This is a genomic window from Actinomycetospora sp. C-140 (assembly GCF_054796175.1).
Genome location: NZ_JBTWNF010000027.1, coordinates 24,734 through 47,452, shown reverse-complemented (window position 1 = coordinate 47,452; position 22,719 = coordinate 24,734). Strand labels below are relative to the sequence as shown.

The following is a 22,719-nucleotide window of genomic DNA, read 5'->3' as shown; positions in this document are numbered from 1 at the left end:
CGCGTGATCGACGTGATCGTCGCCGGCGGTGGCCCGACCGGCATGATGCTGGCCGCCGAGCTGCGGCTCCACGGGGTGCGGGTCGTCGTCCTCGAGAGGGCGACCGAACGCGCGCCGTACGTCCGCTCGCTCGGCCTGCACGTGCGCAGCATCGAGCTGATGGACGCGCGGGGGCTGCTCGACCGGTTCCTCGAGCACGGCACGATCCACCCGCTGGGCGGGTTCTTCGCCGGGATCCCGAAGCCGGCCCCGACCGGGCTGGACACGGCCCACGGCTACGTGCTCGGCATCCCGCAGACGATCACCGACCGGCTGCTCGAGGAGCACGCAGGCGAGGTCGGTGCGGACATCCGCCGCGGGTGCGAGCTGGTGGGGCTGGAGCAGGACGAGCACGGCGTCTCCGCGGAGCTCGCGGACGGCACCCGCCTGCGCGCCGGCTGGCTCGTCGGGTGCGACGGCGGCCGCAGCCCGGTGCGCAAGCTGCTCGGCGTCGGTTTCCCCGGGGAGCCCGCGACGCTCGAGACGCTGATCGGTGAGATGGAGGTCGGGGTCCCGGCCGAGACGGTGACCTCGGTGGTCGCGACGGTCCGGGAGACCGAGCGGTGGTTCGGCCTCGGGCCCGCGGGCGAGGACGGCGTGTACCGGGTCGTGGTGCGGGCCGCGGGGACCACCGGCGAGCGGGGGGCGCCGACGACGCTCGACGAGATCCGGACACAGCTGCGGGCGGTCGCCGGCACCGACTTCGGCGTCCACTCCCCGCGGTGGCTCTCACGCTTCGGTGACGCCACGCGACAGGCCGAGCGCTACCGCGTCGGGCGGGTCCTGCTCGCCGGCGACGCGGCGCACATCCACCCGCCCACCGGCGGCCAGGGGCTCAACCTCGGCATCCAGGACGCGGTCAACCTCGGCTGGAAGCTGGCCGCCGAGGTCCGGGGCGAGGCACCCGCCGGGCTGCTCGACACCTACGGCGCCGAGCGGCACCCGGTCGCCGCCGATGTCCTGGAGAACACCCGCGCGCAGGTGGAGCTGATGCGCCCTGAGACCGGGCCACGCTCGGTGCAGCGGCTGGTGGCCCGCCTCATGGATTTCCCGGAGGTCAGCCGCCACCTCACCGAGATGATCACGGCCATCGGGATCCGGTACGACCTCGGCGACGACCACCCGCTCGTCGGGCGCCGGCTGCGGGACGTCCCGCTGACCGACGGCCGTCTCTACGAGCGGATGCGCGCGGGACGCGGCCTGCTCCTCGACCGCACGGGCGGGCTGACGGTCGGCGGCTGGGCGGACCGGGTCGACCACGTCGTCGACCACCGGGCGGATCTCCCCGTGGCACGGGGCGCGGACCCCACCGTGTCCGCGGTGCTGCTGCGCCCGGACGGCCACGTCGCGTGGGCCGGCGGCGAGCAGGACCGGGAGCAGCTGACCCAGCGGTTGGCGGCGTGGTTCGGGCCCGGTCGTCCCGGGCACGGCCCGGACCACGCCCCGGGCCGTGCCACCGCGACGATCAGGAGTGTGCGCGCGGGCGGGGCGTGAGCGGGAAGACCGGAGCCGGCGAGCAGACGCCGCAGCGGCGGCGCTGGGCCTCGAGATCCCCGCCGTCGGCCCAGACGCGGACGACGTCGACCGCGTGCGACCGGCGCGGGGCCGGGATCTCGTCGTAGCGGTGGTGGTGCAGCGAGCCGTCGCGCAGCGCGGCGCGCAGGCGGGCGATGCCGGCGCGCAGCCGGGTGCCGTCGGGGGCTGTGACGGTGGCGGCGACGGGGGTGGCGGTCGCGGGGACGGGGGAGAGCTCCGGGGACGCGGTCATGTCCCCGGCAACGGCCGGCGCAGCCCCGAACTGGATCACCCACAAGGTGCGGCGCGCCGACTGGACACCTCACACGGGACACACCCGGGACTCACCCCGGCACGCCGCCGCAGGCCGCCCACACCATCGCGGCGGTGCGTCGCGCCCAGTCGTCGCCGAGGTCCTCCCCGCAGGCGGCGTGCGCCAGCCACGATCCGGCGAGGAGGTCCTCGGCCGTGGCGTGGTCCGCCTGCGCCCGCAGGGCCCCGGCGGCGACCCCGGCCGCCAGGCAGTCCCGCAGGCGCCGCCTGCGGGGCTCCACGAGCTGGTGGCGGACCTGTTCGCGCACGCGCGCGTGGGTCCCCTGCAGCAGCGCCACGGCCACGAGCGCGGTCGCGTCCGTCTCGGCGACGAAGCGACGGAAGCGCTCGAGCTCGGCCACCAGGTCGGCGTAGGAGTCCCCCGTCGCCGGCGCGAGGCCGCCGTCGGCGATCGTGCCGAGCGCGGCCACGGCCAGCTCGGTGCGGCCGGTCCAGCGGCGGTACACGGCCGCCCGCGTGGTCCCGGCCTCCTCGGCGACCGCCGCGACCGACAGACCCGGGAGCCCGGCACTGCGCAGGTGGCGCAGCGCGACCTCCAGGACGTGCCGGTCGATCTCGGCGTTGCGCGGCCGGCCCCCGACACCGGCCGAGGCGGCGCGCTCGATGTCCTGCTCCGCGGGCGGCACCCCCATCAGGTGACCCAGCACCCGGGATACACAAACGTTGTGTAACCCCGCTTCCCGGCACGACGCGGACGTCGAACGTCGAACTCTCACGTCAAGCGACAACGGCTAGGCCGTCCGAGTGAGGAGCGAGCGTGGACAACCCTGAGGACACCTGAGAGCTGCCACGGTCCGTGTTGTCACCGCACTGTGACGATGTTAACGTTTCGATCCGATTCGATACATGTCTGCCGTGTATCGCCGGGGGTGCGGCGAGGCGAATCGCACGGCAGCGGGGAGGGCTGCATGATCACGAACCGCGATCTGGACGTCATCGGCCTGCGCGGCCTCACCCCTCCGGCCGCCGCGGCCCCCAGCCCCCGCTCCGCCCCCGACGAGGCGGACACCTACGAGCTCGTCCGCGACGTGCCGACCCTGCACGGCGGCTGGTCGCTGCGGTGCCGGCACGCCGGACGCGTCGCGTGGTCGATGCCCCTGGCCTCCCGGGGCGCCGCTCCCGGCGTGCGACCGGGCGTCGCCCAGGCCGTCGCGGTGCGCGTGCTCTCCGAGCTCGGCGTCTTCGTCAGCGGGTGGAACCAGCTCGACGACGGCGACGACGGCTCCCTCGACGACGCCTGGCGCTTCGTCGCGCGCCGCCCGCGCGGCGCCGACGCCGTGCCCGTGTAGGCCTCCACCGACTCCTTACGATCATCGGGGTGGGCACACCCTGGGCACTGGTGGCAGGCGGGTCCGGCGGCATCGGGCGCGCGATCGGGCGGCGTCTGGCCGCCGACGGGTGGGACGTCGCGCTGACCTACCGGAGCCGGCCGGAGGCCGCCGCCGCCGCGGCCGCGGAGGTGGAGGCGTCCGGGCGCCGGGCGATCACGGTGCCGCTCGACCTCGAGGACGCGGCGGCGACCGCCGAGGTCGTGCGCACCGCGACCCCCGAGCCCGTGCGGGCGGTCGTGTACGCCGCGGGCCCGCACATCCCCATGCGCTACCTCTCGTCGATCACCCCCGACGAGTACCGCCGGCAGATCCTCGGCGACACCGTCGCCGCCTACAACCTGTTCCACCCGTCTCTCGAGGTGCTGCGCGCGACGCGGGGCTGCCTCGTCGCCCTGGTGACCCCGGCGATCGAGCGCTACTCGAAGAAGGACGCGCTGTCGTCGGCGCCGAAGGCCGGCGTGGCCGCGACGATCCGGGGCATCGCGGCCGAGGAGGGCCGCTACGGCGTGCGCGCCAACTGCGTGGGCGTCGGGCTCGTCGAGGGCGAGGGCATGTGGCGGGAGCTCGTCGCCCGCGGCGACTACACCGACGAGCTGCTCGACACCGCGCGCCGCAACCTCGCGCTGCGGCGCTTCGGCTCGGTCGACGACGTCGCCGAGGTCGTCGCGTTCCTGGCGTCGTCGCGGGCCGGGTGGATCACGGGGCAGACCGTCGACGTCGACGGCGGCTACGCCCTCTGAGCCGCCGCGGCCCCGATGTCGCGCTGCGGGTCGATCCCCGCGAGCTTCGGCAGGACCTGCTCGCCGTAGACGTCGAACGACCGCTCCGCGACGTCCTGGGGCATGCCCCCGAACGCGAAGAGGTTGACGACGCCGCCGGCGTCGAGCGCCCGGACCCGCTCGACGGTCTGCTCGACGAGCTCGTCGGGCGTGCCGCCCATCTGCAGGTCGGCGAGGAACCGGTTGAACGCCGGCAGCCCGTGCTTGGTGATGTTGCGCCGCAGTCCCGCGTAGTACTCGTAGCCCGGGACGTGCTCGAGCCGGGAGTTCGTGAACTCGTAGTGGTCGATCGTCGAGCGCGCGTAGGCCGTGGCGTACTCGTCGTGCAGCTCGCGCGCCCGCGCCGGGTCCGGGTCGACCGTCGTGAAGTTGACCAGCACCGGGGCGGGCGGGTCGACGCCGTGGATCCCGCGGAACAGCTCGGCGTACTCACGGGTCTCGCGGACGGTGACGTCCCACGGCTTCTGCGCGATGAGCATGAGCCCGTAGCCGAGCGTCGCCATGATCTGCGCGGACTCGGGGGACACCGCCGAGGCGTAGGTCCGCCCGCGGAAGCTGGTGAAGGCCGGCGGGTGCAGCTCGGCACATGGCTGGCGGTAGAGCTCGCCGTCGGCCTCGATGGCCCCGGTCTCGAACGCCGACGAGATCGCGCTCGCGTACTCGACGAACCGTTGCCGTGACTCGCCCATGTCGAGGCGGAACCCGTCGAACTCGATCGATCCCAGGCCGCGGCCGAGCCCGAGTACCACCCGCCCGCCCGACACCGAGTCGAGCCACGCGATCTCCTCGGCCACCCGCACCGGGTCGTGCCAGGGCAGCACCATGACCATCGTGCCCAGCCGCGCGTGGGTCGTGCGGCCCGCGAGGTAGGTCAACAGCTGGGCCGGGTTCGGCATCATGTGGTAGCGCGTGAAGTGGTGCTCCGCGGTCCAGATCGACCGGAAACCCCGCGGCTCGGCCTGGTCGGCCAGCGCGAGCCCGCCGCGGACCACGTCGTGGTCGTCGCGCCCGTCCTCCAGGCCCTGGAAGAACAGCCCCATGCCGACGTGCACGCCGACCGCCTCCTCGATTTCTGAACTCAGACTAGAAAAAGTCGCGGCGGTGGGCAACGATCCGGGCCATGGAGCAGCACGACACCATCCACGACGTCGACGTCCTCGTGATCGGAGCCGGGGCGGGCGGGCTGTTCACCGCCGCGCGGCTGGCCCACCGCGGCTACCGCACGCTGGTGGTCGAGCGCCGCGACCGCGTCGGCGGGCGCGCCTCCAGCGAGGTGATCGACGGCTTCACGGTCAACAACGGCGCGATCGTCATCGAGACCGGCGGGATCACCGAGCAGACGTTCGCCGAGGTGGGCGCCCGGTTCGACGTCCGCCCCGCGAAGCCGCCGATCCTCTACCGGATCGGCGGCAAGGACGTCGACGTCACCGGCGGCGGCTGGGGCTTCCTGCTGGGCAAGCTCACCCGCCAGGGCGCGAAGCTGCTCGAGGGCCTCGGTGCGGCGCGGACCGACGACGGGCTGCCCGAAGGCCGGCTCTCGACCGCGGACTGGGTGCGGCGGTACACGGACAACGAGAAGGTCCACGGGATCTTCCGCAACATGTGCGCGTCGATCTTCGCGGTGAGCTCCGCGGACCTGCCGGCCGCCGTCTTCCTCACGTACTTCACCCGGCGCAGCGCGTTCAAGAAGTTCGGCTTCTGCCCCGAGGGCACGATCGGGATCTGGCGCTCGCTGGCCGACGCGGTGGAGGGGACGGGGTGCGGCGACGTCTGGCTGGACAGCGAGGTGCGCTCGCTCGAGCGCGGCGACGACGGCACCGTCACCGGTGCCACGGTCGTGCGGGACGGGCGCGAGGTGGCCGTGCGCAGCCGGGTCGTCGTGAGCGACGCCGGGCCCGCCGCGACCGCCGACCTCGTCGGCCGCGAGCACCTGCCCGGCGACTACACCGCCACGGTCGACACCACGCCGTGCGCCATGATCGTCGTGAACTTCGCGAGCCGCGAGCCGCTCGTGACCGCACCCGGCCTGCTGAGCTTCGCCACGACCCGGCGCCTGTGCTACGTCGCGAACTTCACCGCGACCTGCCCGGAGATGGCCCCCGAGGGCTGGCACCTCTACAACGGCACGTCGGTGCCCGAGCCCGCGACCGGGGACTTCGACGAGGACTCCGAGCGCGCGCTCCTGTACGCCGACCTCCGCGAGCAGATCCCCGGGTTCGACACCGCGCGCGTGCTCTCCGAGACCGTGTGGCGCGACGGGTGGCCCCCGCAGCGAGCCGTCGCCGGCCACGACCTGCCGCACACGACGCCGATCGCCAACCTGTGGAACGTCGGCGACGCGGTCAAGCAGTACGCGAACGGGGGCACCACGGCGTGCGCCGAGACCGCGGCGCTCGTGACCGACGAGATCGTCGCGCGCTACCCGGCGACCACACCGGCCTGAGCCGGCGCGACCATCCGCGCCAGCCGGAACTTCTGGACCTTGCCGGTCGGGGTGGTCGGGAGCTGCGCCGCGTCGAGGAACACCACGCGGCGCGGGACCTTGAAGCGCGCGAGCTCGGCCTTGCAGAGCGCGATCAGGTCGTCGGCGGTGACCTCGGACCCCGGCTTGGCGACGACGCACGCGACCCCGATCTCGCCCCACCGTTCGTCGGCGACGCCGACCGCGAACGCCTGGCTGACCCCGGGATGGCGGGAGAGGACCTCCTCGACCTCCTTGGGCATGACGAGCTCGCCGCCGGACTTGTAGAGCTCCTTGCTGCGCCCGGTGAGCACGACGTAGCGGTCCTCGGTGACGTAGCCGAGATCGCCCGAGCGCACCCAGCCCTCGTCGTCGAGGGCGAGGGCGGTCTCCTCGGGCTTGCCGTAGAACCCGAGCATGTTCGTCGGGCCGCGGGCGGCGAGCTCGCCCTCCTCGCCGGCGGGCAGCGGCTCGCCGGTCATCACGTCGATCGTCCGGTACTCCGTGAGGTCCCCCGACCCTGGCAGCCCGGCGGACCCGGCGAGCTTGACCCGTCCGACCGTGCCGGACAGGCGCTCGAAGGGGTCCTCGGGCAGCGACAGGGTCATCGCGCCGCCCTGCTCGGTCATGCCGTAGCCGGTGACGATCTCGTCGACGCCGAGGGCGTCGCGCACCTTCTCCCACAGCCACACCGGGGCGGGCGCGGCGCCGGAGAGGATGGCGCGCAGGCTCGACAGGTCGCGCGTGGCGAGGTCGGGGTGCTCGAGCAGCGCGACGGTCATCGTCGGCACGCAGAGGATGTCGGTGGCCCGGTGGCGCTCGATGCCCTCGAGGTAGCGGCCCGGGTCGAACGCGGTCTGCGGGATGATCGCGCCGCCGACCATCATCGCCGCCATGAGGCCCTCGACGTAGCCGAACATGTGGTAGCAGGGAAGGCTGAACAGGATGCGCCGGCCGTCCTCGAACGCCCGCGTCAGCGCGGACGCGTAGCCGGTGCGCTGGCTCGCGTCGTGGGTGATCAGCACGCCCTTGGGCGAGCCGGTGGTGCCCGAGGTGTAGAGGATGTCGGCGACGTCGTCCGGGCCCTGACCCTGATCGGCCCCGCGTCCCGCGCTGCCACCCGGGTGCTCGCGGCCGAGCTGCTCCAGGTCCTCCACCGATCCGACGCCCGCCCGCGAGCGGCCGTCGGTGGAGAACGTGACGACGCCCCGCAGCTCCGGGAGCGCGTCCTGCTCGCCGCTGTCCCAGCCCGGCGCGATCTCGTCGAGCATCCCCAGGTGGTCGAGCCCGGCGAACCCGGTCATGGTGATCAGCAGGTGCGCCTCGGACTGCTCGAGGACGTAGCGCAGCTCGTCGGTGCGGTAGAGGTAGTTGAACGGGATCGCGACCGCGCCGGCCCGGGAGATCGCGAACTTCAGCGGCACGAACTCGACGTAGTTGGCCATGACGAGCCCGACCCGGTCGCCGGGCCGGACGCCGAGCGCCACGAGCCCGTCGGCGAGCCGCTCGGTCCACGCCGCGACGTCGGCGTAGCTCACGGTGCGCTCATCGGTGATCACCATCGGCCGGTCGGCGAACTCCTCGGCGCACCGCTCGAGCCGCTCGTGCAGCGTCATCGGCGTCCACGTCGCGAACCGCCGCCGCAGCACGTCGCGCCGCTCGTCCAGGCTCGCACCCATCGCCCACCGCTCCTTCGGGTTCGTCCCCCGATTTTTTAGTCGCGAGAAGAATACAGAGCTTCAGCGGGTGCGGAAGCCCTGCAGCCGCGCGCTGACCGCGGGGTCGGCGAGGTGCTCCAGCACGACCTCCGTCTCGCGCGCCAGCCCGTCCTCGAGCGACCCCCGCAGGCCCTCGTGCACCAGGGCCTTCGTCCGCGCCGTCGCCGCGGGGTCGGCGCGGAGCAGCCGCGCGACGACGTCGTCGACCAGGGCCTCGAACCCCGCGGCGGGCGCGCTGCGCCAGGCCAGTCCGAGCGCGACCGCCTCGGTCCCGGAGAGCCGCTCGCCCAGCAGGATGTGGGTCAGCGCGCGCTGCGCCCCGAGCAGGCGCGGCAGACGCTGCGAGCCGCCACCGGCCGGGACCTGGCCGAGGCGCGCGTGGTTGTCGGCGAGCAGGGCGTCGTCGCGCACCACCACGACGTCGGCGGCCTGGGCGAGCTCGAAGCCGCCGGCGGTCGCGGAGCCCTCGACCGCCGCCACCACGGGCACCGGCAGCGTCGCCACGACCGAGCAGGCGCGGTGGAAGGCGTCGAACAGCCCGCGCAGCTCATCGGAGGCGCCCAGGCGCGTGACCTCCTCGACGTCGCCGCCCGCGCAGAAGTGCCCGCCCGCGCCGCGCACGACGATCACCCGGGCCCGTCCGGCGAGGTCGACGAGCGCGTCGTGCACGCCGTCGGCGAGCGCGATCGTGATCGCGTTGCGGGCGTGCGGGCGGTTCAGGACGACGTGGCCGACCTCGCCGTCGAGCCGGGTGAGCACCACGTCGGACAACACCATCACCTCGTCGGCAGGATATTCTCATCCACATTAGAAGAACGAGGAGGCCGGCATGGAGTCGCCCGAGAAGACCGCGCGCCTGCTGTACGACGCCCTGGCCACGGGCGACCGGGCGATCCTCGACACGCTGCTCGACCCGGCGTTCGCCGGGCAGGCCACCGAAGGGCTCCCGTTCGACCTCGGTGGCACGCACGACGGCGCCGAGGCGATGATCCGCGACTTCTGGTGGGCGATCGGGCGGCACTACCGCGCCCGCGCCGAGCCCGCCGAGTTCCTCGCGCTCGCCGACGGCGGCCTCGTCGTGCTCGGGCGCTACACCGGCACGGCGCGCGACGGCGGCCGGGCGCTCGACGCGGCGTTCGCGCACGTCATCACGTTCACCGACGACGGCCGCATCGCCTCGCTGCGCCAGTACACCGACAGCGCCCGCTGGGCCGGCGCTGCCCGGTCGACACCGGCCGGGCAGCGCGAGCTGCGCGTCGTCCGGTACGACGTCGCCGACGGCGTCGCCACGATCACGCTGGACCGCCCCGAGGCGGGCAACGCGATCGACCCGACGATGGTCGAGGACCTCGACGAGGCCACGTTCCGTGCCGCGCACGACCCGGCGGTGCGCGCGGTCCTGGTCCGCGGCACCGGTCGGAGCCTGTCGGTGGGCGGCGACCTCGCGTTCTTCGCCGGTGCCGCCGACGCCATCCCGGAGCGGCTGCGCGGCATCATCGACCGCTACCACGTGACGCTCGACCGCCTGGCCACGCTCGACGCGCCGGTGGTGTGCGCGGTGCACGGCGCGCTCGCGGGCGGCGGGCTCGGGCTCGCGCACGTCGCCGACATCGTCGTCGCCGCCGACGACAGCCGCTTCGCGGTCGGCTACGGCGCCATCGGGCTGGCCTCCGACGGCGCCAACACCTGGTACCTGCCCCGGCTGGTGGGGATGCGGCGCGCCCAGGAGATGTTCCTGCTGAACCGGATGCTGACCGGACCCGAGGCCCTCGACGCCGGACTCGTCACCGAGGTCGTGCCCGCCGACGCGCTCGCCGCCCGGGCGCAGGAGCTGGCGGCGACCCTCGCCGCGGGCCCGACGCAGGCGTTCGGCCACATGAAGCGCCTCCTGCTGCGCAGCCAGGACGCCGATCTGTCCGATCAGCTCGCCGAGGAGACCCGGCGCATGACCGCCTCGGGCGCGACGGACGACGCCCGCGAGGGGATCACGGCGTTCGTGGAGCGCCGGCGTCCGGACTTCCGGGGTCGCTAGCCGGGGGCGGGAGGCGCAGCAGCGCGGCGACGGACTCCGCCGTGCGCGCGGGCGACCGTCCCGCGAGGCCCGCGGCGTTGAGCGCGCCGAGCAGCAGGTCGCGCACCTCGGCGGGGTCCGGGCCGGCCGCGAGCGTGCCGTCCGCCTGCGCGGCGGCGATGAGCTCCGCCCACCGTCGCAGGTACTCGCGGCGCAGGGCGCGGAAGCCGGCCGCGTCCGGGCGGGACGCCGCGAACGGCGGCGCGAGCACCACGACCGCGTAGTCGGCGAGCTCCGCGAGGGCGCGCAGGTGGGCGCGGACACCCGCGCGCAGACGGTCCGCCGGCGGCCCGGCGGGCACCGCCATCGCCTCGTCGAGGCGCTCCAGCGACGCCCGGATGCCCTCCTCGAGCACGGCCTCGACGAGCTGCTGCTTGGACGCGAAGTGGAAGTAGAGGCTGCCGGTGCGCAGCCCGGCCGCGGCCGCGATCGCGCCGAGGCCGGCGCCCGCCGGGCCGTGCCGGGCGATCTCGGCCGCGGCGGCGTCGAGGATCCGGCGCCGGGTCAGATCCCCTTTGCTGCCGACCGCCGGATCGTCAGTGGATGCGCCTGTCATGTCCGCGCCAGTATGGCTCGCGCAGCACCGGCTTGATGACCTTGCCGGTGGCGGTGCGCGGGAGCGCGTCGACGAGGTCGACGGACTTCGGGCTCTGGAAGCCGGCGAGCCGTCGGCGGGCGAAGGCGGCGATCTCGGCGGGGTCGGGAGACGCGCCCGCGGGGACGACGACGGCCTTCACCGCCTCACCCCACCGGTCGTCCGGGACCCCGATGACGGCGACCTCCGCGACGTCCGGGTGCAGGGCGACGACCTGCTCGACCTCGGCCGGGTAGACGTTCTCCCCGCCGGTGACGATGCGGTCGCCGGCCCGGTCGACCAGGTGGATCCGGCCGGCCTCGTCGAGCCGGCCGAGGTCGCCGGTGCACAGCCAGCCCTCTGGGGTGATGGCCGCGGCGGTCGCGTCCGGACGGTGCCAGTAGCCGACCATGTTCTGCGCCGAACGGGTCCGGATCTCGCCGATCGCGCCGTCGGCGACCTCGTCGCCGGTGGCCGGGTCGACGACCCGCACCTCCACCCACGGGTACGCGCGCCCGGCGGAGCCCAGGGCCTCGCCACCCGCCCGGTGCTCCGCGGCCGAGAGCTGCGCGAACGCGCCGGTCGCTTCGGTCAGACCATAGATCTGCACGAAGTCGCAGCGCAGCGCGGCCATCGCCCGCTCCAGCGCGTCCTCGCCGATCGGGGACCCGGAGTAGATCATCTGCCGCAGGCCGAGGTCGCGGCCGTCGACGCCGGGCACCGCGCACAGCGCCGCGAGCATCGTCGGGACGCAGAACGCCGTCGTGACACCGTGCGCCTCGATCACGTCGAGCACGTCGCCCGGCACGAAGTCGCGGACGACCACGGCGCGGGCGCCGCGGGCCATCCCCGCCAGGGCCCACGCGAGCCCGCCCATGTGGAACAGCGGCATCGCGACGAGGCTGACGTCCCCGTCGCGGAACCCCCACGCCGTGGCGATCTCGTCGATCAGTACCGCGAGGTTCGTGCCCGCGAACATCGCACCCTTCGGCCGCCCGGTGGTGCCCGACGTGTAGAGCTGGAAGGCGACGTCGCCGGGCGCCACCGACCGCTCGGGGTCGTGCGCCGGCCCCACCCAGTCCGCGAACGACCGCCAGGACGCGTCCCCGTCCACCGGGACCTCGCCGAGGACGACCACGTGCCGGCCGGACAGGACGTCCGCGAGCGCCGCCGCGAGGGCCTCGTCGACGAGCACGACCGTCGCCCCGGAGTCGTCGATCATCGACAGGAGGTCGTCGGTGGCCAGGCGCCAGTTCAGGGGCGTGAGCACCGCCGCGGCCAGCCCGGCGCCGAAGAGGATCGGGAAGTACGACGGGTCGTTGCGCGCGACCAGCACGACCCGCTCGCCCGGCGCCACGCCGTCCCGCACGAGGGCCGCGGCGACCGAGCGCGCCTGGTCGCGCAGCGCTGCCCACGTCGTCCCCTCGCCGGGTCGTCCCGCGGCCTCGACGGCGATCGCATCCGGAGCCTCGGCGCACCGGCCCTCGAGCAGCGCGCGCAGGCTCATGACCGCCCGCCTCCCCGGTGCACCCCGATCTGCTTCATCAGCCCGAGCAGGTCGTAGGTGGCGTTGAGGTAGCACGCGCGCCCGCCACGGAAGTCGAAGACCTCCAGGCCGGCGAAGGAGAACGCGCGCCCCGTCCCCTCGATGCCGGGCGGGTCGAGACGCCCGGAGAAGTGCCCGGTGCCGCGCCAGTGGAACGCCGCGCGGGCACGGTCGTCGGCGTAGAGCGGCGGGGCCGTCACCTCCCACTGCAGGTCGGGGTAGGCGCCGAGCACGTAGGCGATGTAGCCCTCGGCCGCGGCCGGGCCCCGCACCTGCCAGCCGGTGTGGCGCGTGGTGGGGCTGTCGAGCAGGAAGTCGTCGGTCAGCAGCTCGCGGCAGAGCTCCGGGCGGTTCTCGTTCCATGCCGCGATCCAGCCCTCGTACCAGCGCACGGCGAAGGCGCGGTCGAGGACCGTGTCGTCGCACTCCGGGACCACCACGGCGGTCATGCGGCCTCCTCGTCGTCTAAATCACGTTAGAATCTAACGAGACTCAGATTCGAGGGCAAGAAGTACGTTGGGCCGCGTGGCATCGGTGACCCGGCGAGCGCAGGGCTCCCGCGCCCGGCGGAGAGCAGAGAACCTCGCCAAGCTCCTCGATGCGCTCGAGGCGATGCTCGCCGAGGGCGAGTCGTTCACGGAGGTCAGCGTCGAGCGCCTCGCCGCCCGCGCAGGCGTCTCGCGGTCGACGTTCTACGTGCACTTCGCGGACAAGGGTCAGCTGCTCAACGAGCTGACCGCCGACGTCGTCGAGCAGCTGCTCGAGGCCGGTCGCGGCTGGTGGGGCCACGAACCGCCGGCGACGCGCGCGGAGCTCCGAGCCCGCGCGGCGACGATCGTCGCCACGTATCGCCCGCGCGCTGAGCTCATGCGGGCGGTCATCGACTCGTCGAGCCACGACCCCGCGGTCCGCGAGGTCTTCCGGGAGCTCACGGGCCGCTACGTCACCGAGATCGCCGCCCACATCGCCGCCGGGCAGGAGGCGGGCCGCGTACGCCGGGACGTCCCGGCCGGGCCGACCGCGCAGATGCTCACGTCGATGGCCGAACGCGGGCTCGACCGAATGCTGCGCGGCGCCGACGACGCCGCCGCCGAGGACGCCGTCGAGGCGTTCACCGCGATCGTCTGGAACACCCTCTACCGCGACGCGCCCTGAACCTGGACACTGTGTCCAGACAATGCGTCCAGTTCCGGGGTGTCCTGAGGGGGAGCCCATGACCACCACCGACGTCGGCCGGGATGCCGAGGCGGACCGGATCCGCTCGCTCGTGCGTCCCGACGCCGTCCACGGCTCGCTCTACACCGACCCGGCCGTGTACGCCCGGGAGCTCGAGCGCATCTGGTACTCGACCTGGGTGTACGTCGGGCACACGAGCGAGGTGCCGGAGCCGAACGACTACGTCCGCACGACGATCGGGCCGCAGCAGGTCGTCATGACCCGCGACAGGACCGGCGCGATCCACGTCCTGCACAACCGGTGCTCGCACCGCGGGAACCTCGTCTGCGACGCCGACCGCGGCAACGCCGGATCGTTCCGCTGCCCGTACCACGGCTGGACGTTCGCGAACACCGGCGACCTGCTCGGCTTCCCGTTCAACCAGGGCTACGGCGGCTCGAGCGCCCGCGACCGGCTCCCGGGTCTCGCCGCGGCGCCGCGGGTCGAGGTCTACCGCGGGTTCGTCTTCGCGAGCCTCGCGGCGGAGGGGCCGACGCTGCGCGAGCACCTCGGCGCCGCGGCGGAGCGTCTCGACCGGCTCTGCGCGCTCTCCCCCGCCGGCGAGGTGGAGATGACGGCGGGCTGGGTCCGCCACGAGGTCAGCGCGAACTGGAAGATGCTCGTCGAGAACGAGACCGACGGGTACCACCCGCAGTTCGTCCACTCCTCGATCTTCTCGATCTCCGGCAGCGGCATCGGCGCGCTCTACAGCGACAAGTCCACGGCGGTGACGCGGGCCCTCGGCGGGGGGCACACCGAGAACGACCTCTCCCCCGAGTTCCGCCGCCTCGGCGTCCCGATGGGCTGGGCGGGCACGCCCGAGGCGAAGATCCCGGACTACGTCGCGGCCATGCGGCGGGCGCACGGCACCGCGGCCGCCGACGAGATCATGATCAACGGCTCGCCGCACGTCATGATCTTCCCGAACCTCTTCATCGCGGAGATCCAGCTCTTCGCGATCCAGCCCCTCGCCGTCGACCGGACCGTCCAGCACGTCACGGCGATCCAGTTCAAGGACGCGCCGGACCTCAACCGCCGGCTCGTCACCCAGTGCGTCGGCTCGGTCGGGCCCGCCGGGATGCTGCTCGCCGACGACGCGGAGATGTACGAGCGCAACCAGCGCGGCGTCGCGGCGCGGCAGCCGGAGTGGCTGGACCTCAGCCGCGGTCTGCAGCGCGAGGGCGTCGACGACGACGGGTTCACGATCGGCACCGCGACCGACGAGACGTCGATGCGGGCGATGTGGGCGCACTACCTGGAGCTGATGACGTGACCGCGCTCCCCGACGTCGACGCCGCCCTCGACATCGATCTCCGCGAGGCCGAGCGGTTCCTCTACCGCGAGGCGCGGCTGGCCGATGCGTTCGCGCTCGAGGAGTGGGAGGCGCTCTGGACCGACGACGCCGTCTACCACGTGCCGGTGGACCCGGAGGCCGACCCGCGGACCCACATGTCGATCATCTTCGACAACCGCGCCCGGATCGCGACGAGGATCCAGCAGCTGCAGACCGGGCGCCGGCACTCCCAGCGCCCGCCGTCGCGGCTGTGCCGGTCGGTGACGAACGTGGAGATCCTCGGCCAGGAGGAGGACGACACGATCGTCGGGTCCGTCGTCCAGATCCTCGAGTCGCGCGACCGCGGCACGACGTGGTGGGTCGGGCGGGTCACCCACCGGCTGCGGCGGGTGGACGGCGGACTGCGGATGGCGGCGAAGACGATCGTGCTCGTCGACAGCGACCGCTCGCTGCCGACGATGTCGTTCCTCATCTGATGGACTGCCGCTGATGGAACCCGACATCGTCGCCAACGAGTTCGCGGCCGTCGCCGTCTCGGTCGACGACCGGGGCAACGGCACGCGCCTGCGCCTCGAGGACCGGCGCACCGGCACGGTGCGCTACCTCGACGCGCTCGAGCTGGAGTCGATCGTGTGGGCCCCGGAGGAGTGGATGCGGGCGCTGCTGGATCCGTCGCGACACCGGTGGCGCGACGCGGACCGCGGCCCGGCGCGGGAGTCGATCCACGAGTCACGGCCGGAGTCGCCGACCTAGGATCACGCGCGTGCCCCGCGAGCGGACCGCCCCGCCGTCGCCCGACGCCCCCTCAGCCGGCGGGCGGAAGTCGGCCCGCACCCGCGAGCGGATCCTCGCCGCCGCGGCGCAGATCCTCAGCCGCCAGGGCTGGGCGGGCACCCGGCTGGTCGACATCGCCGAGGTCGCGGCCGTGCAGGCGCCCGCCGTCTACTACTACTGGCCCTCGCGCGAGGACCTGCTCGCCGAGGTCGTCACCGTCGGCCAGCAGGCGACGCACGCCCACGTCGTCGCGTCGCTCGAGGCGCTGCCCCGCGACGCGGGCGCGTTCGACCGGATCGACCGGGCCATCGCCGCGCACCTCGAGGTCGTGCTGGACCGCTCCGACTTCGCCCTCGCCGCGATCCGCAACGCCGCGCAGCTGCCCCTCGACATCCGCGAGCGCCAGCTGGTCGGTCAGCGCGACTACGCCGACGTCTGGCGCGGGCTCGTCGAGGACGCCGTCGCCGCCGGCGAGCTCGCCGCCGACGTCGACGCCCGCGCCGCGCGCATGCTCGTGCTCGGGGCACTCAACTGGGCGCCGGAGTGGTGGAACCCGGACCGCGGGTCGCTCGACGAGGTCGTCGCGACGACCCAGCACGTGGTGCGCAGCGGCTTGGGTCGGTCGGGGGCTACTCCCCGCTGAAGCGCGGCGCCCGGCGCTCGATCACGGCGTCGAGGCCCTCGCGGGCGTCGGCGGTGCCCGAGAGCTCGGAGACGGTGCGCGCCTCCTCCGGGAGCTGCGCCTCGACCCGCGAGCCGATGCCCGACCACAGCAGCCGCTTCGTCGCCGCGAGGGCGCGCGGCGCCCCGGCGACCAGCGTCGCCACCAGTTCCTCGGTCCGTGGGGCGAGCTCCTCGTCGGGCACGACCGCGGTGAGCAGACCCGCGTCGAGCGCCTCGGCGGCCGTGAGGACGGGGTTGGTCAGCGCGATCTCCAGCGCCTTGCGCATCCCGACGAGCGCAGGGAGGGTCACCGTCGCGCCCGCGTCCGGCGCCATCCCGACCCGCGTCGCCCCGCCGAGGAACTTCGCCGACTCCGCGGCGACGACGAGGTCGCAGGCGCACACGAGACCGAAGCCGCCGCCGCCCGCCGCGAAGCCCTGCACCGAGGCCACCACCGGAGCCGGCAGCGCGAGCAGGGCGGAGACGACCATCTGCAGCCGCGCCGTCGCCTCGCGCAGGTAGTCGGGCAGCCCGGTCCCCTTGCTCGCGAACGTCTTGACGTCGCCGCCCGCGCAGAAGTGCCGTCCCTCGCCGGTGATCACCAGGGCCCGCAGGCCCGGGCGCGCGTGGCAGGTCATCACCGCGTCGTGGAACGCGGTCAGCAGCTCGACGTCGAGCCCGTTGGACGCCTCCGGGCGGTTGAGCCGCAGCCGGGCCACCCCGCGGTCGTCGACGTCCAGCAGCACGGGACCGGACGCGACCAGCTCCTCCGTCACCGGTAGCCTCGCTTTCTAACGCAGATTAATCAGGGCGGACCCTACACGGGAGGACCCATGGACCTCGGCCTCGCCGACGCCCGCGTGATCGTCACGGGCGGCGCGTCGAACATCGGCCGCGGGATCGTGCACGGCTTCGCCCGCGAGGGCGCCCGGATCGTCCTCGCCGACCGCGACGCGGACCAGGCCGCGACGGTGCGCGGGGAGGCGCTCGACCTCGGCGCCGCGGCGGTCGAGGTCCTGGTGATCGACCTGACCACCGACGGCGCGGGCGGCCGGGTCGTCGGCACCGCGGTGGACGCGTGGGGCGGGGTCGACGTGCTGGTCAACAACGCCGGGTGGAGCGTGCCGGGCTTCCTCACCGAGCAGACCGACCGCGCGCTGTGGCAGCGCACGATCGAGACCAACCTCTACACCGCCATCGACTGCACGCAGGCCGCGCTCAGGCCGATGGGCGAGGCCGGCGACGGCGCGGTCGTGTTCATCTCCAGCGACGCCGCGTTCGGCGCGATCCGCCAGGGCGTCTACGGCACGACGAAGGCCGGCCTGATCGCGCTCGCGCGCACCACCGCGCGCGAGCAGGGCCGCCGGGGCGTGCGGTCCAACGTCGTGTGCCCCGGCCTCGTGCTGCCCGAGGACGACGGCATCGGCGCCGACAGCCTGTGGGCCGGTGGCCGGGACGCGGTGTTCGACGAGGACCAGATCGCGTCCGTCCTCAAGCAGCAGGCGCTGCGCCGGCTCACGACGCCGGCCGACGTCGCCGACGCGGTCGTCTGGCTGTCCTCACCGCGCGCGGCCCGACAGGTGACGGGCCAGGTGGTCGCGGTCGGGGGCGGCTCGTCGATGCCGTGAGCACGTTGACGCCGACCCGAGCATTTTTTACTCTGCATGAAATTCGAGCAGCCGGGAGCACGCGTGAACAGGTCGTCCATCGTCCCCGAGTCCGACGAGCGCGCTGCGCTGCGCGACGCCGTCACGGCGCTCGTCTCCCGGTACGGGCACTCCTACTTCGTCGCGCGCGCCCGCGCGCACGAGGAGCCGGCCGCGCTGTGGAAGGAGCTCGGGGCCGCCGGGTTCCTCGGGGTGCACCTGCCCGAGGAGTACGGGGGTGGCGGCGGGACGCTGGGTGACCTGTCGGTGGTCGTCGAGGCCGCGAGCGCGGCGGGCTGCCCGCTGCTCATGACCGTCATCTCGCCCGCGATCTGCGGCACGATCCTCGCCCGCCACGGCTCGCACGCGATGAAGCAGCGCTGGCTCACCGGCATCGCCGACGGCTCGCTGAAGATGGCGTTCGCGATCACCGAGCCCGACGCCGGGTCGAACTCCCACGAGATCACGACGACGGCGCATGAGGACGGCGACGGCTGGCGGCTGACCGGCACCAAGTACTGGACCTCCGGTGTCGACGAGGCCGACGCGATCCTGGTCGTCGCGCGCAGCGGCTCCGCGGAGTCCGGCGGTCCGCGGCGCCCGCTCTCGCTGTTCGTCGTGCCCACCGACTCCCCCGGCCTGAGCTGGCAGCCGATCGAGGCCGCGCTCGTGCAGCCCGAGCACCAGTTCACGGTGTGGTTCGACGACGTCGCGCTCGAGCCCGACGCGCTGATCGGCGACGACGGCAACGGGCTGCGCCAGGTGTTCTCCGGGCTCAACCCGGAGCGGATCACGGCCGCCTCGATCAGCAACGGCATCTCGCTCTACGCCCTGGCGAAGGCGACCGAGTACGCGAACCAGCGCGCGGTGTGGAAGGGCGTGCCGATCGGGGCGCACCAGGGCGTCGCGCACCCGCTCGCCGAGGCCTACATCGGGGTGACGCAGGCTCGGCTGATGACCGCCCGCGCCGCCGACCTGTTCGACGAGGGTGCCGACGCCGCCGAGGCGTCGAACATCGCGAAGTTCGCGGCGGCCGACGCCTCGCTGCGGGCGCTCGACCAGGCCATCCAGACCCACGGCGGCAACGGGCTGTCCCACGAGTACGGGCTCGCCGACCTGTGGTTCCTCGCGCGGATGCTCAAGACCGCGCCGGTGAGCCGCGAGATGGTGCTGAACTTCGTCGCGCAGCGCAGCCTCGGCCTGCCGTCGTCCTACTGACGTGCGACCTACGCTGGGCCGGTGACCGAGGCGGCCGTGCGCGACACCAAGTCCGCGCGCACCCGACGGCGCGTCGTCGACGCCGCGGCGCACGTGCTGCTGCGCCGCGGCTACGCGGGCACCCGGCTCTCCGACGTCGCCGAGGTCGCGCAGGTGCAGGCGCCGGCGATCTACTACTACTTCTCCTCGCGCGACGAGCTGATCGACGAGGCCGTGGCCGTCGGGCTCGACCGTGCGCGCTCGCTGGTGTCCGAGGCGCTCGCCGCGGCGCCCCCGGACCTGCCCGCGATCGACCGGCTCGCGATCGCGGTGTCCGCACACCTGCGCACCCTGCTGACGCACTCCGACCACGCCGCCGCCGCGATCCGCACGGTGCCGCAGCTGCCCGAGGCGATGCGCGAGCGTCACCGCCAGGCACAGCGCGACTACGTCGGCGTGTGGCGGGAGCTCATCGCGCAGGTGCAGGACGAGGGCGACCTCGACGCCGGCCTCGCGCCGGGCACCGCGCTGATGGTCGTGCTCGGCGCGCTGAACTGGACCGCGGAGTGGTGGGACCCCGCCCGCGGCTCGCTCGACGCCGTCATCGACGCCGCGCAGAGGCTCGTCCGGCACGGGCTCGCGACGTGAGCGCCCCGGCCGGCGGTTCGGCATTGCGCCGTGCGCTGGTCGACGAGAAGGACGGCCCGCTGCCCGCCCTGCTGCTCGGGTTCACGGCACTCGCCGGTGTCGTCGACGCGACGAGCATCCTCGCGCTGGACCACGTCTTCGTCGCCGCGATCACCGGCAACATCGTCTTCCTCGGGCTCGGGGTCGCGGGTGCGAGCGGCTTCTCGATCGTCTCCCCCGCCGTCGCGGTCGGCGGTTTCGTGGTCGGCGCGATCGTCGCGGGCCGCGTCTGCCGGCGCCCCGGCGGCCACCACCGCGGCCGCGCCGTCCGCGACGTCGCGGTGTTCAAGACGGTCCTCGCGGTGCCGGTGACGGTCGTGGTGGTCCTCGCCGCCGAGCCGCTGCACCCCGCGGTCCGGCTCGCCGTGACGGTCCTGCTCGCCGCGTCGATGGGCGGGCAGCTCGCGCTCATCCGCTACCTCAAGGTCCCCGACCTGCTCACCGCGATGGTCACGCTCACGACGATCGGGATGCTCACCGAGCGCGGCGCGGAGCACCACGACCCGCTCGTGCTGCGACGCGGGCTCGCGATCGCGGCGTTCGTCGTCGGCGTCGTCGCCGGCGGTCTGCTGGCCCGGCTGGTCGCCCCGGGTGCGGCGCTGGCCCTCGGCCTGCTGATCATCCTCGCCGTCGGCGTGGGCAGCCACACGGTGTCGCGGGCCGAGCAGCCCTGGGTGGCGCCGCGGTAGGAGGTCTTGCCCCCCGGCGTCCGGTCTGGGACAAGGACCCATGGGCGTCGACGAGAGCACGCGCTGGGTCGGGTCGATGCCCGAGGTCTACGAGCGCTGCCTGGTGCCGCCGGTGTTCCGCCCGTTCGCCCGCGAGCTGGCGTCCCGGGCCGCCGGGCACCGCGTCCTGGAGATCGCCGCCGGCACGGGCGTCGTGACCGCGGAGCTGCTCGCCGCGCTCCCCGGCGTCGACCTCACCGCCACCGACCTCAACCCGGCGATGGTGGAGCTGGGCGCCTCGCGCGTGCCCGGGGCGGTGTGGCGGACCGCCGACGCGTCGGACCTGCCGTTCGCGGACGCGTCCTTCGACCTCGTCGTCTGCGGCTTCGGCGTCATGTTCCTGCCGGACCGCCCGGCCGCCTACGCCGAGGTCGCCCGCGTCCTCGCGCCGTCGGGACGCTTCCTGTTCACGACGTGGGACACGCTGCCGACGCACGGCTTCGCCGACTCTCTCGCCCGCGCGCTGGACCAGGTGTTCCCGGGCGACGTCCCGGCGTTCCTCACCGCCGTGCCCCACGGCTACACGGACCCGGAACGGATCACCGCCGACCTGCGCGCGGGCGGGTTCGACGGCGTCGACGTCGACACCGTGACGCTGTCCGGGCGGGCGGAGGAGCCGACGCAGATCGCGGTCGGCTTCGGCACCGGCTCGCCGCTGCGCGCCGAGCTCGCGCGCCGGGGCGACCTCGACGACGTCGTCGCGCGCGTCGCGGCGGCGATGACCGCGGACCTCGGAGACGGTCCCGTCACCGCGGCGATGACCGCGCACCTGGTGGAGGCGGCGCTCCCGCGACCGTGATCAGCAGGGCGAAAGGCACCTCTGAGGGACTCGCGGAGGTGTCTTTCGGCCTGGTGATCTCCGCGGCGCGCGCCGACGAGCCCCAGCAACCCCAGAAACCCCAACTGCCTCAGAGAAGGGGCTCGCCCCGCGGGCCGCGGCAGGGAATCATGGGCCCCGGCGCCGGGAGCGGGGAGGGCGGATCGTGCACGCTGACCTGCTGGCCCAGCGCGTGGTCGAACTGATCGAGGGCGCGGCCTTCCCCCACCTCGACCCCGCCTCGGTGATCAGCGTGATCGCACTGCTGCTCGCGGGCGCCGGGCTGGTCACCGTGCGGGACTACGCGCTCGGAAGCGGCGACCGCCTGCCCCTGCTGGTCGCCGAGCCGTTCCCCCGGGTCGAGGCCTCGATCGGGATCGTGCCCGCGCTCGCCGGTCTCGACGACGCGACCATCGCGCGCCTCACCCGCTACGCCCAGCACCCCGCGGTGGACGGCCTCGTCGTGGTCGGTGCGACACCGAACCCGGTGCCGATGCCGCGTGCGGTCGGCGGGGTGCCGCTGCGGACCGTCCTCGCGACGCCCTCCCGCGCCACCGGACCCGCCCACTGACCCGAACGGCGATCATTCGCCCGTCCAGGTGACACCCCACCGCGCGATCGTTACCCAGCGCCGGTCAGATCTCCGACCGGGACCTTGAATCCTCCGGCCGCCTCCTTTCATGATGACGGAGAGTCATCAGCATCGGCAGGAGGCCGTCGTGCAGAAAGCGTCCATCTTCCTGGGTTTCGTGCCCTGGATCGTCTTCTCGGTCGTCGCGGGGCCGAGCACCTGGGAGTGGGCGGCGCTGGCCGCGCTGGCCTGCTCGCTCATCCTCGCGGTGCCGGACTGGCGCCGGAGTCGCTCGATCAGCATCCTCGACGCGGCGGCGCTCGTGTTCTTCGCGGTGCTGTTCGTCCTCTCGCTCGTGCTCGACCGCGCGGCCCTGCAGCCGATCGAGGACCGTGCGCAGCTGCTCTCCAGCGTCGTGATCGCCCTCGTCGCGCTGGGCTCGCTGGCCGTCGGCCGGCCGTTCACCGAGTTCTACGCCAAGAAGCAGGCGCCGCCCGAGGTGTGGAACACGCCGACGTTCAAGCAGGTCAACCGCGTGCTCACCGGCCTGTGGGGCGTCGTGTTCGTGATCAACGCGCTGTGTGACGCGGCCGTCGGCTACTGGGGGGCGAACCCCGACGTCTTCAACTGGGTCGTGCCGATCGTGGCGATCGTCGTCGCGGTCAAGATCACCGCCTGGTATCCGGAGCACGTCCGCTCCCGCCTGCACGCCGGCGGGAGCCACGGCGCGCACGAGGCCCCGGCCCAGCCGGCCTGACGG

Annotated in this window: 26 protein-coding genes; 17 read left to right on the top strand and 9 right to left on the bottom strand. The window is 74.0% G+C overall.

Features of this window, described 5'->3' with window-relative positions; all coding sequences use genetic code 11:
• The first annotated feature begins 3 nt into the window (after positions 1–3).
• A complete protein-coding gene (rox, locus tag ACR9E3_RS30760) occupies positions 4–1,533 on the top strand; it encodes a rifampin monooxygenase (protein ID WP_460384779.1) in 1,530 nt (509 codons plus the stop codon).
• Here rox and ACR9E3_RS30755 read toward each other — a convergent pair.
• Both ACR9E3_RS30755 and ACR9E3_RS30750 read right to left on the bottom strand, forming a co-directional pair.
• Entirely contained in the window at positions 1,505–1,807 is a 303-nt protein-coding gene (locus tag ACR9E3_RS30755; protein ID WP_460384777.1) for a hypothetical protein, read from the bottom strand. The genes rox and ACR9E3_RS30755 overlap by 29 nt on opposite strands.
• 91 nt (positions 1,808–1,898) lie before the next feature.
• Complete coding sequence (locus ACR9E3_RS30750; RefSeq protein WP_460384775.1) at positions 1,899–2,534, bottom strand: TetR/AcrR family transcriptional regulator; 636 nt, start codon at positions 2,532–2,534, stop codon at positions 1,899–1,901.
• A 261-nt stretch (positions 2,535–2,795) separates the two neighbouring features.
• On the opposite strand from ACR9E3_RS30750, the gene ACR9E3_RS30745 reads away from it, so the two are divergent.
• Together ACR9E3_RS30745 and ACR9E3_RS30740 are read left to right on the top strand one after the other, a co-directional pair.
• Positions 2,796–3,176, top strand: a complete 381-nt coding sequence (locus tag ACR9E3_RS30745) for a hypothetical protein (protein ID WP_460384774.1) — start codon at positions 2,796–2,798, stop codon at positions 3,174–3,176.
• 29 nt (positions 3,177–3,205) lie between these two features.
• Positions 3,206–3,958 (top strand): SDR family NAD(P)-dependent oxidoreductase, encoded by a 753-nt coding sequence (locus ACR9E3_RS30740; RefSeq protein WP_460384772.1) that lies wholly within the window; start codon positions 3,206–3,208, stop codon positions 3,956–3,958.
• On the opposite strand, the gene ACR9E3_RS30735 is transcribed toward ACR9E3_RS30740, so the two are convergent.
• Positions 3,946–5,049 carry an LLM class flavin-dependent oxidoreductase gene (locus ACR9E3_RS30735; RefSeq protein WP_460384771.1) on the bottom strand — a complete coding sequence of 368 codons (1,104 nt, stop codon included), beginning with the start codon at positions 5,047–5,049 and terminating at the stop codon, positions 3,946–3,948. The genes ACR9E3_RS30740 and ACR9E3_RS30735 overlap by 13 nt on opposite strands.
• A 68-nt stretch (positions 5,050–5,117) precedes the next feature.
• On the opposite strand from ACR9E3_RS30735, the gene ACR9E3_RS30730 reads away from it, so the two are divergent.
• Entirely contained in the window at positions 5,118–6,440 is a 1,323-nt protein-coding gene (locus ACR9E3_RS30730; RefSeq protein WP_460384769.1) for a phytoene desaturase family protein, read from the top strand.
• On the opposite strand, the gene ACR9E3_RS30725 is transcribed toward ACR9E3_RS30730, so the two are convergent.
• Positions 6,416–8,137 carry a class I adenylate-forming enzyme family protein gene (locus ACR9E3_RS30725; protein ID WP_460384767.1) on the bottom strand — a complete coding sequence of 574 codons (1,722 nt, stop codon included), beginning with the start codon at positions 8,135–8,137 and terminating at the stop codon, positions 6,416–6,418. The two genes, ACR9E3_RS30730 and ACR9E3_RS30725, sit on opposite strands and share 25 nt — an antisense overlap.
• 60 nt (positions 8,138–8,197) lie before the next feature.
• Positions 8,198–8,953: an enoyl-CoA hydratase/isomerase family protein gene (locus tag ACR9E3_RS30720; protein ID WP_460384803.1), complete on the bottom strand. Its 756-nt coding sequence runs from the start codon at positions 8,951–8,953 to the stop codon at positions 8,198–8,200.
• Between the two features lie 52 nt (positions 8,954–9,005).
• Between ACR9E3_RS30720 and ACR9E3_RS30715 the strand changes: the two genes are divergently transcribed.
• A complete protein-coding gene (locus tag ACR9E3_RS30715) occupies positions 9,006–10,208 on the top strand; it encodes an enoyl-CoA hydratase-related protein (protein ID WP_460384765.1) in 1,203 nt (400 codons plus the stop codon).
• On the opposite strand, the gene ACR9E3_RS30710 is transcribed toward ACR9E3_RS30715, so the two are convergent.
• The 3 genes from ACR9E3_RS30710 to ACR9E3_RS30700 are packed head-to-tail and all read right to left on the bottom strand — an operon-like array spanning position 10,162 to position 12,816.
• Complete coding sequence (locus ACR9E3_RS30710; protein ID WP_460384764.1) at positions 10,162–10,803, bottom strand: TetR family transcriptional regulator; 642 nt, start codon at positions 10,801–10,803, stop codon at positions 10,162–10,164. The two genes, ACR9E3_RS30715 and ACR9E3_RS30710, sit on opposite strands and share 47 nt — an antisense overlap.
• On the bottom strand, positions 10,784–12,328 hold the full coding sequence (locus tag ACR9E3_RS30705; RefSeq protein ID WP_460384763.1) for an AMP-binding protein: 1,545 nt from the start codon (positions 12,326–12,328) through the stop codon (positions 10,784–10,786). The genes ACR9E3_RS30710 and ACR9E3_RS30705 overlap by 20 nt, the downstream gene beginning before the upstream one ends.
• Positions 12,325–12,816: an ester cyclase gene (locus ACR9E3_RS30700; RefSeq protein WP_460384762.1), complete on the bottom strand. Its 492-nt coding sequence runs from the start codon at positions 12,814–12,816 to the stop codon at positions 12,325–12,327. Before ACR9E3_RS30700 ends, ACR9E3_RS30705 begins: the two co-directional genes overlap by 4 nt.
• A 76-nt stretch (positions 12,817–12,892) precedes the next feature.
• On the opposite strand from ACR9E3_RS30700, the gene ACR9E3_RS30695 reads away from it, so the two are divergent.
• The 5 genes from ACR9E3_RS30695 to ACR9E3_RS30675 are packed head-to-tail and all read left to right on the top strand — an operon-like array spanning position 12,893 to position 16,293.
• Positions 12,893–13,522 (top strand): TetR/AcrR family transcriptional regulator, encoded by a 630-nt coding sequence (locus ACR9E3_RS30695; protein ID WP_460384761.1) that lies wholly within the window; start codon positions 12,893–12,895, stop codon positions 13,520–13,522.
• Positions 13,523–13,580: 58 nt separating this feature from the next.
• On the top strand, positions 13,581–14,855 hold the full coding sequence (locus ACR9E3_RS30690) for an aromatic ring-hydroxylating oxygenase subunit alpha (protein ID WP_460384759.1): 1,275 nt from the start codon (positions 13,581–13,583) through the stop codon (positions 14,853–14,855).
• Positions 14,852–15,352: an aromatic-ring-hydroxylating dioxygenase subunit beta gene (locus ACR9E3_RS30685; protein WP_460384758.1), complete on the top strand. Its 501-nt coding sequence runs from the start codon at positions 14,852–14,854 to the stop codon at positions 15,350–15,352. Before ACR9E3_RS30690 ends, ACR9E3_RS30685 begins: the two co-directional genes overlap by 4 nt.
• Before the next feature lie 13 nt (positions 15,353–15,365).
• The gene (locus tag ACR9E3_RS30680; RefSeq protein ID WP_460384756.1) at positions 15,366–15,629 is read left to right on the top strand and encodes a hypothetical protein; all 264 of its coding nucleotides are present in this window, start codon (positions 15,366–15,368) and stop codon (positions 15,627–15,629) included.
• Between the two features lie 10 nt (positions 15,630–15,639).
• Positions 15,640–16,293 carry a TetR/AcrR family transcriptional regulator gene (locus tag ACR9E3_RS30675; RefSeq protein ID WP_460384755.1) on the top strand — a complete coding sequence of 218 codons (654 nt, stop codon included), beginning with the start codon at positions 15,640–15,642 and terminating at the stop codon, positions 16,291–16,293.
• On the opposite strand, the gene ACR9E3_RS30670 is transcribed toward ACR9E3_RS30675, so the two are convergent.
• Positions 16,280–17,089 carry an enoyl-CoA hydratase/isomerase family protein gene (locus ACR9E3_RS30670; RefSeq protein WP_460384753.1) on the bottom strand — a complete coding sequence of 270 codons (810 nt, stop codon included), beginning with the start codon at positions 17,087–17,089 and terminating at the stop codon, positions 16,280–16,282. The genes ACR9E3_RS30675 and ACR9E3_RS30670 overlap by 14 nt on opposite strands.
• Positions 17,090–17,146: 57 nt before the next feature.
• Here ACR9E3_RS30670 and ACR9E3_RS30665 point away from each other — a divergent pair, with 57 nt between their 5' ends.
• From ACR9E3_RS30665 to ACR9E3_RS30635, 7 genes are all read left to right on the top strand, one after another.
• On the top strand, positions 17,147–17,941 hold the full coding sequence (locus tag ACR9E3_RS30665) for an SDR family NAD(P)-dependent oxidoreductase (protein WP_460384751.1): 795 nt from the start codon (positions 17,147–17,149) through the stop codon (positions 17,939–17,941).
• Positions 17,942–18,004: 63 nt separating this feature from the next.
• Complete coding sequence (locus tag ACR9E3_RS30660; RefSeq protein ID WP_460384750.1) at positions 18,005–19,177, top strand: acyl-CoA dehydrogenase family protein; 1,173 nt, start codon at positions 18,005–18,007, stop codon at positions 19,175–19,177.
• A gap of 21 nt (positions 19,178–19,198) precedes the next feature.
• A complete protein-coding gene (locus ACR9E3_RS30655; RefSeq protein WP_460384748.1) occupies positions 19,199–19,804 on the top strand; it encodes a TetR/AcrR family transcriptional regulator in 606 nt (201 codons plus the stop codon).
• Entirely contained in the window at positions 19,801–20,532 is a 732-nt protein-coding gene (locus tag ACR9E3_RS30650) for a YoaK family protein (protein WP_460384747.1), read from the top strand. The genes ACR9E3_RS30655 and ACR9E3_RS30650 overlap by 4 nt, the downstream gene beginning before the upstream one ends.
• 40 nt (positions 20,533–20,572) lie before the next feature.
• Positions 20,573–21,370 (top strand): class I SAM-dependent methyltransferase, encoded by a 798-nt coding sequence (locus tag ACR9E3_RS30645; protein WP_460384746.1) that lies wholly within the window; start codon positions 20,573–20,575, stop codon positions 21,368–21,370.
• A gap of 184 nt (positions 21,371–21,554) precedes the next feature.
• A complete protein-coding gene (locus tag ACR9E3_RS30640) occupies positions 21,555–21,959 on the top strand; it encodes a hypothetical protein (protein ID WP_460384744.1) in 405 nt (134 codons plus the stop codon).
• A gap of 148 nt (positions 21,960–22,107) precedes the next feature.
• The gene (locus ACR9E3_RS30635; RefSeq protein ID WP_460384743.1) at positions 22,108–22,716 is read left to right on the top strand and encodes a DUF3159 domain-containing protein; all 609 of its coding nucleotides are present in this window, start codon (positions 22,108–22,110) and stop codon (positions 22,714–22,716) included.
• Positions 22,717–22,719: the final 3 nt, after the last annotated feature.